Source organism: Streptomyces scopuliridis RB72, from assembly GCF_000718095.1.
GTDB classification, from domain to species: domain Bacteria; phylum Actinomycetota; class Actinomycetes; order Streptomycetales; family Streptomycetaceae; genus Streptomyces; species Streptomyces scopuliridis.
In genome coordinates this window covers 88,081-95,445 of sequence record NZ_JOEI01000021.1, presented here as the reverse complement: position 1 = coordinate 95,445, position 7,365 = coordinate 88,081, and the positions used below count along the sequence as shown (strand labels likewise).

Annotated in this window: 6 protein-coding genes and 1 pseudogene; 5 read left to right on the top strand and 2 right to left on the bottom strand. The window is 72.8% G+C overall.

The genetic code is table 11. The annotated features are described in order from the left end of the window. A pseudogene (locus IF11_RS40365) lies at positions 1-175 on the top strand (radical SAM family heme chaperone HemW); the annotation flags it as partial. A gap of 1,023 nt (positions 176-1,198) precedes the next feature. On the opposite strand, the gene IF11_RS0126245 reads toward IF11_RS40365, so the two are convergent. Further along, the gene (locus IF11_RS0126245) at positions 1,199-2,011 is read right to left on the bottom strand and encodes a DUF3097 domain-containing protein (protein WP_030354202.1); all 813 of its coding nucleotides are present in this window, start codon (positions 2,009-2,011) and stop codon (positions 1,199-1,201) included. Between the two features lie 34 nt (positions 2,012-2,045). Beyond that, on the bottom strand, positions 2,046-2,768 hold the full coding sequence (locus tag IF11_RS0126240) for an MBL fold metallo-hydrolase (protein ID WP_030354201.1): 723 nt from the start codon (positions 2,766-2,768) through the stop codon (positions 2,046-2,048). A 174-nt stretch (positions 2,769-2,942) separates the two neighbouring features. Between IF11_RS0126240 and hrcA the strand changes: the two genes are divergently transcribed. The 4 genes from hrcA (at position 2,943) to IF11_RS0126220 (ending at position 7,259) form a co-directional block, all read left to right on the top strand. Then, a complete protein-coding gene (gene hrcA / locus IF11_RS0126235) occupies positions 2,943-3,959 on the top strand; it encodes a heat-inducible transcriptional repressor HrcA (RefSeq protein ID WP_030354200.1) in 1,017 nt (338 codons plus the stop codon). Further along, positions 3,960-5,096, top strand: coding sequence for a molecular chaperone DnaJ (dnaJ, locus tag IF11_RS0126230; RefSeq protein WP_030354199.1), 1,137 nt, complete (start codon positions 3,960-3,962; stop codon positions 5,094-5,096). 349 nt (positions 5,097-5,445) lie between these two features. Next, on the top strand, positions 5,446-6,525 hold the full coding sequence (locus tag IF11_RS0126225; RefSeq protein ID WP_030354198.1) for a nitronate monooxygenase: 1,080 nt from the start codon (positions 5,446-5,448) through the stop codon (positions 6,523-6,525). Further along, complete coding sequence (locus tag IF11_RS0126220) at positions 6,522-7,259, top strand: 16S rRNA (uracil(1498)-N(3))-methyltransferase (RefSeq protein WP_030354197.1); 738 nt, start codon at positions 6,522-6,524, stop codon at positions 7,257-7,259. Before IF11_RS0126225 ends, IF11_RS0126220 begins: the two co-directional genes overlap by 4 nt. Positions 7,260-7,365 lie beyond the last annotated feature (106 nt).

Here is a 7,365-nt window from a genome sequence, read left to right as displayed (position 1 = left end):
GCGGCTGTCCGACGGCTGCGACCTGTCACTGCTGGCGCCGGCGGGGCTGGCGGCGGCGGGGCGGGCGGGGGGGGGCGGGGTGTTGGTGGGGGGGCGGTTCGAGGAGGGGCGGGCGGTGCTGACGCTGAGGGGTCGTCTGCTGGCGGATGCGGTGGTCAGGGACCTGGTGGATTGATCGGGCGGTGCGCCGTCCGGCGGGGTGCCGGGTGCGGTGCGCCTCCGGCGGGGGGTCGTTGCGTGCGGGTGCGTGGTCGTGGTGCGGGTGCCGGGGCGGTGCGCCGTCCGGCGGGGTTCGGGGTGCGGGTGCGTCGTCGTGGTGCGGGGGCCGGGGTCTCCCGAGGTGCGTGTCCGGACTGCTTTCCTCACCGCGCTTCGCGCGAGCTGCGACGCTTTACGTCCGGACACGCACCTCCTCCGACCCCGGCCCCCTCCCGCCGGTGGTCCCCCGCGACCCACTGCCCGGCTGGGGATCGCGGGCGGGGTGCGGCCCGGTGGGCCCCACCACTCGCCGCCCGGCTGGGCGTTGGGGGCGGGTGCGGCCCGGTGGGCCCCACCACTCGCCGCCCGGCTGGGCGTTGGGGGCGGGTGCGGCCCGGTGGCCCCGGTCATTCGCCGCCCCGGTGAGGGAGCGTGGGCCAGTGGGCTCCGCCGCTCGCTGCCCTGGTGGGGCCGGGTGCGGGAGATTGCCGCCGCCTCCCCTGCCCGCCCTTGCGCACGGCCGGGCCGCCTGTGCGGACGGTGAAGGGGGGCGCGCAGGGGTCGTGTCCGGGACACTAAAGCGTGATTTGTAGCGCGTGACCGCTCGAACCCATCGTCAGGGCTGCTGCGCGCCGTAAATCATGCCGTCCCGGGCGCGAGCCCCGGAGCGCCACCCGGCAACAACCCGCACCCGGACCACCGGCCCCGGCCAAAGACGACCGCACCCCCGACCACGACCCCCCGCCGGAGGCGAACCGCGCCACCCGGCGACAACCCGCACCCGACCACCGGCCCCGGGCCGCAGACGGCCGCACCCCGGACCACGACCCCCAGCCGGGAGGCTCAGGGCGCCACCTGGCAACAACCCGCACCCGGACCACCGGCCCCGGGTCGCAGACGGCCGCACCCCGGACCACGACCCCCAGCCGGGAGGCTCAGGGCGCACCCCGGCGACAACCCGCACCCGGACCCCGGCCGAAGACGGACCGGTCCGCACCACCTACGCCGTGACGAAGTCGATCAGTTCTTCCACCCGGCCCAGCAGCGACGGCTCCAGGTCTCTGTACGTGCGGACCCGCGAGAGGATGTGCTGCCACGCCGCCCCCGTGTTCTCCGGCCAGCCCAGCGCGCGGCACACGCCCGTCTTCCAGTCCTCGCCCCTCGGTACCGTCGGCCACGCCGCGATCCCCACCGACGACGGCTTCACCGCCTCCCAGACGTCGATGTAGGGGTGGCCCACCACCAGGACGTCCGCGCCGGTCACCGCGGACGCGATGCGGGACTCCTTCGTGCCCGGCACCAGGTGGTCGACCAGGACGCCCAGCCGCGCGTCCGGGGCCGGGGCGAAGTCGGTGACGATGGCGGGGAGGTCGTCGATGCCGCCCAGGTACTCCACGACCACGCCCTCGATGCGCAGATCGTCGCCCCACACCTTCTCGACCAGCTCCGCGTCGTGCCGGCCCTCCACGTAGATACGGCCCGCCCTGGCCACGCGCGCGCGGACCCCGGGGACGGCGACCGAGCCGGAGGCGGTGCGGGACGGGCGGGAGGGGCCCGCCGTGGACGGGCGGATCAGGGTGACCGGGCGGCCCTCCAGGAGGAAGCCGGCGGGGAGCAGCGGGAAGACCCGGTGCTTGCCGAAGCGGTCCTCCAGCGTGACCGTCGGACCCTCCGCGGTCTTCTCGCACCGGATCACTGCCCCGCAGAAGCCCGTCGACACCTCCTCGACCACCAGATCCGGCTCGGCGGGGACCTCGGGCGCGGGCGTGGACTTCTTCCACGGGGGCGTCAGATCAGGGCTGTAGCTGCGCATTCGCAAGACGATAGGCCCGGACCTGGCGCCGCGGCTATGAGCCCCCGGAACGCGCGGCCAGCGCGTCGCGCTGCGCCCGTACGAAGGCCGCGTCCACCACCGCCCCGTGCCCCGGCACATACAGCGCGTCCTCGCCGCCCAGCGCGAGCAGCCGGTCCAGGGCCGCCGGCCAGCGCGCGGGGACCGCGTCGGGGCCCGCCTGGGGCTCGCCGGACTCCTCCACCAGATCGCCGCAGAAGACCACCGCGGGGGAGCCCGGCACCAGCATCGCGAGATCGTGGGCGGTATGACCGGGCCCGGCGTTCGCGAGCAGGATCCGGAGGCCGCCCAGGTCCAGCGTCACTTCCCCGGACACCGCGTGCCGGGGCGCCACCAGGAGGTCCACCGCCTCGGCGGCCTCCGCGGCGGCGACCCCGTGGCGTACGGCGTCCTCGTACAGGCCCGCCGCGTCCCTCGTGAGCAGTTCCGCCATGCCCACGGCCCCGTACACCTCCGCCCCCGCGAACGCGGCCGTGCCCAGCACATGGTCGAAGTGCGGGTGGCTCAGCGCGATATGGGTCACGCGCCGGCCGCCGAGCAGGGTCCGTGTCCGGGCCCGGATGCCGGCGCCCTCGCGGAGCGTGGAGCCCGTGTCGTACAGCAGCGCCGCGTCGGTGCCGACGGCCAGTCCGGTCGTCGCGTCCCACCCCGGCAGCCGCAGCCGCCCCACTCCTGGAGCCAGCTGTTCCCACCCGGACTCTTCCCAAGCGACGTTCATACCGGGACGCTACGGGACGCTATCGGCAGCGACCAGCGCGATCGCGGGGTAGCGTGGTCGGCTGCTCTTGCTAGCGGTGTACCCCACGGCCGTACACTGGCTGGGGGAGTGCTGGCACTCCTCCAGAGCGAGTGCCAAAGCCGGAACGACGGACGAGAGCTGGAGGTGTGCGCGATGCTCAGCGAACGCAGGCTGGAGGTGCTGCGCGCCATCGTCCAGGACTATGTCGGGACGGAAGAGCCCGTCGGCTCCAAGGCGCTCACCGAGCGGCACAAGCTCGGTGTCTCCCCGGCGACCGTGCGCAACGACATGGCGGTGCTGGAGGACGAGGGCTTCATCGCCCAGCCGCACACCAGCGCGGGCCGTATCCCGACGGACAAGGGATACCGGCTCTTCGTCGACAAGCTGGCGGGGGTCAAACCCCTGTCCTCGCCGGAGCGCCGCGCCATCCAGAACTTCCTGGACGGAGCGGTCGACCTCGACGATGTCGTGGGCCGTACGGTACGGCTGCTGGCGCAGCTCACCCGGCAGGTCGCCGTCGTCCAGTACCCCTCGCTGACCCGTTCGACGGTGCGGCATGTGGAGCTGCTGGCGCTGGCGCCCGCCCGGCTGATGCTCGTCCTGATCACGGACACCGGACGGGTCGAGCAGCGCATGATCGACTGTTCCGCGCCCTTCGGCGAGACCTCGCTCGCGGACCTGAGGGCCCGGCTCAACAGCCGGGTGGTCGGGCGCCGCTTCGCGGATGTCCCGCAGCTGGTGCAGGACCTGCCCGATTCCTTCGAGCAGGAGGACCGGGGGACCGTCACCACAGTGCTCGCGACCCTGCTCGAAACCCTGGTCGAGGAGACCGAGGAGCGGCTGATGATCGGCGGTACCGCCAACATCACCCGCTTCGGACACGATTTCCCGTTGACCATCCGGCCGGTGCTGGAGGCGCTGGAGGAGCATGTGGTGCTCCTCAAGCTGCTCGGCGAGGCCAAGGACCCCGGCATGACCGTACGTATTGGGCACGAGAACGCCCATGAGGGCCTCAACTCCACGTCCGTCGTCGCGGTCGGCTACGGTTCGGGCGACGAGGCAGTCGCCAAACTCGGCGTGGTCGGACCGACCCGCATGGACTACCCCGGAACGATGGGAGCGGTACGCGCAGTGGCACGTTACGTCGGACAGATCCTGGCGGAGTCGTAAGTGGCCACGGACTACTACGCCGTACTCGGCGTGCGCCGCGACGCATCTCAGGACGAGATCAAGAAGGCATTCCGCAGACTCGCGCGCGAGCTGCACCCGGATGTCAATCCCGATCCCAAGACGCAAGAGCGCTTCAAGGAGATCAACGCCGCCTACGAGGTGTTGTCGGACCCGCAGAAGAAGCAGGTCTACGACCTCGGCGGTGACCCCCTCTCGCAGAGCGGTGGCGGGGGCGCGGGCGGATTCGGAGCCGGTGGTTTCGGCAACTTCTCCGACATCATGGACGCGTTCTTCGGTACGGCGTCGCAGCGTGGCCCGCGGTCGCGGACGCGGCGCGGCCAGGACGCGATGATCCGGCTGGAGATCGACCTCAACGAGTCGGCCTTCGGCACGACCAAGGACATCCAGGTCGACACGGCCGTGGTCTGTACGACCTGTTCGGGCGAGGGCGCGGCGCCGGGCACGTCGGCGCAGACCTGTGACATGTGCCGTGGCCGCGGTGAGGTCTCGCAGGTCACCCGGTCCTTCCTGGGCCAGGTCATGACCTCGCGGCCGTGCCCGCAGTGCCAGGGCTTCGGTACGGTCGTGCCGACGCCGTGCCCCGAGTGCGCGGGCGACGGCCGGATCCGCTCGCGCCGTACGCTCACCGTCAAGATCCCGGCCGGGGTCGACAACGGCACGCGTATCCAGCTCGCGGGTGAGGGCGAGGTCGGCCCCGGCGGCGGCCCCGCCGGTGATCTGTACGTCGAGATCCATGAGTTGCCGCACGCGGTGTTCCAGCGGCGCGGCGACGATCTGCACTGCACGGTCACGATCCCGATGACCGCGGCGTCGCTGGGCACGAAGTGCCCGCTGGAGACGCTGGACGGCCTGGAGGAGATCGACGTACGTCCCGGCACGCAGTCGGGCCAGTCGATTCCGCTGCACGGCCGGGGCATCACGCATCTGCGGGGCGGCGGCCGGGGCGATCTGATCGTTCACGTCGAGGTGATGACCCCGTCGAAGCTGGACCCGGAGCAGGAGCGGCTGCTGCGGGAGCTGGCGAAGCTGCGCGGCGAGGAACGGCCCACGGGCCAGTTCCAGCCGGGACAGCAGGGGCTGTTCTCGCGGCTGAAGGACGCCTTCAACGGCCGCTAGGCTGAAGGGCGCCTTCAACGGCCGCTAGGTCCTGTCCGGTCGGTCTTCGCGGATCAGGCCGCGGCGTCTGGTGCGTGCGATCGCAAGGCGGAGGATCGCCCGTGTACTGGATGTACTCGGGCGGCTCCGACAACGCGGCGAGCGTGCGTGCCAGGCGTCGCGGGCCCGCGAAGATCGACCGGACAGGGCCTAGACGGACGTGTTCTGGCCGATGGCCCGGGGATCGCTCCCCGGGCCATCGGTGTTGTCCCGCGGGCGCGGTGCCCGTGATCCGCCGCGCATTCCTCTGTCACATGCCCGACGCGGCACCGATTCGTAGCTGTCATACAAGGCATGGCACGATGCCTGCATGTCCTCCGCACTGACCGATCTCTGCCGGTATCCGATCGTGCAGGCCCCCATGGCGGGCGGCGCCTCCTGTCCGCAGCTGGCCGCGGCCGTCTCCGAGGCCGGCGGTCTCGGGTTCCTCGCCGCCGGGTACAAAACGGCGGACGGCATGTACGAAGAGGTCAAACAGTTGCGCGGGCTGACCGCGTGCCCCTTCGGTATCAATCTCTTCATGCCGCAGCCCCGTTACGCCGACCACTCGGCCGTGGAGGTCTACCGCAACCAGCTCGCCGGTGAGGCGACCTGGTACGAGACGCCGCTCGGCGACCCCGACGCGGGACGGGACGACGGGTACGAGGCGAAGCTGGCGATACTGCTCGACGACCCGGTGCCCGTCGTGTCGTTCACCTTCGGCTGCCCGACCAGGACGACGCTCGACGCCTTCGCCCAGGCCGGGACGTACACCGTGGTCACGGTGACCACCCCCGAGGAGGCCCAGACCGCGCAGTGGTCCGGCGCCGACGCGGTCTGCGTCCAGGGCATCGAGGCCGGCGGCCACCAGGGCACGCACCGCGACGATCCGGCCACCGACGGCGCGGGGATCGGACTGCTCTCGCTGGTGACCCAGGTCAGGGAGACCGTACAGCTGCCGGTCATCGCCGCCGGCGGGCTGATGCGCGGGGGCCAGATCGCGGCGGTGCTCGCGGCGGGCGCCGACGCGGCGCAGCTCGGCACGGCGTTCCTGGTGTGCCCGGAGTCCGGCGCGAACGCGCTGCACAAGCAGGCCATGACCAACCCGCTGTTCGTACGGACCGAGCTGACCCGGGCGTTCTCCGGGCGCCCCGCGCGCGGCCTCGTGAACCGCTTCATGCGCGAGCACGGCCGGTACGCCCCGCCCGCCTACCCCGAGATCCACCACCTCACCTCCGGGCTGCGCAAGGCCGCCGCCAGGGTGGGCGACGCGCAGGGCATGGCGCTCTGGGCGGGACAGGGCCACCGGATGGCCCGCGATCTGCCGGCCGGACAGCTGGTCGAGGTGCTGAACGGTGAACTCGAAGCGACCCGCGCCTCGTTGATGCCGGGTCTGGGCAACGTCTCGTGACCGCTCCTGTCTTCGTCGTCGAGGGCGGCGGACTGCGGGTCGGTACGGTCACGCTGGACGGCCCCGAGGGGCGGCACGCCGTGTCCGTACGGCGGCTGCGCGTCGGCGAGGAGATCGTGCTGACGGACGGCGCGGGCACCGGCGCGTACGGAACGGTCGCCGCGGTCGAGGGCAAGGACCGGCTGGACGTCGCCGTCACCGAGGTACGGACCGAGCCGGAGCCCACGCCCCGGATCACGGTCGTCCAGGCGCTGCCCAAGGGCGACCGAGGGGAGCTGGCCGTCGAGACGATGACCGAGACCGGTGTCGACGCGATCGTGCCGTGGCAGGCCGCGCGCTGCATCACGCAGTGGAAGGGCGAGCGGGGCGCCAAGGCGCTCGCCAAGTGGCGGGCCACCGCCCGCGAGGCGGGCAAGCAGTCGCGCAGGCTCCGCTTCCCCGAGGTCACGGACGCGCTGTCGGCCAGGCAGGTCGCGGCGCTGCTCGCGGACGCGGACTTCGCGGCCGTACTGCACGAGGGGGGCAGCAAGCCGCTGGCCACCGCCTCGCTGCCGTCGGAGGGCCGGATCGTGCTCGTCGTGGGGCCCGAAGGGGGCGTGTCCCCACAGGAGTTGACGGCTTTCGCGGAGGCGGGCGCACGGCCGTACCGGCTGGGCCGCAGCGTACTGCGGACCTCCACCGCGGGGACGGCGGCCACGGCGCTCCTGCTCGGCCGCACCGGCCGCTGGTCCTGACGGGCCGCCGGTGCCGAGGCGGTGTTGTGACGGCCGCGGGCCCCGACCGCACCGGATAGCATGCGACGTACTCAACTGATCACCAGTGGTGCCGAGGAGGCCCGGA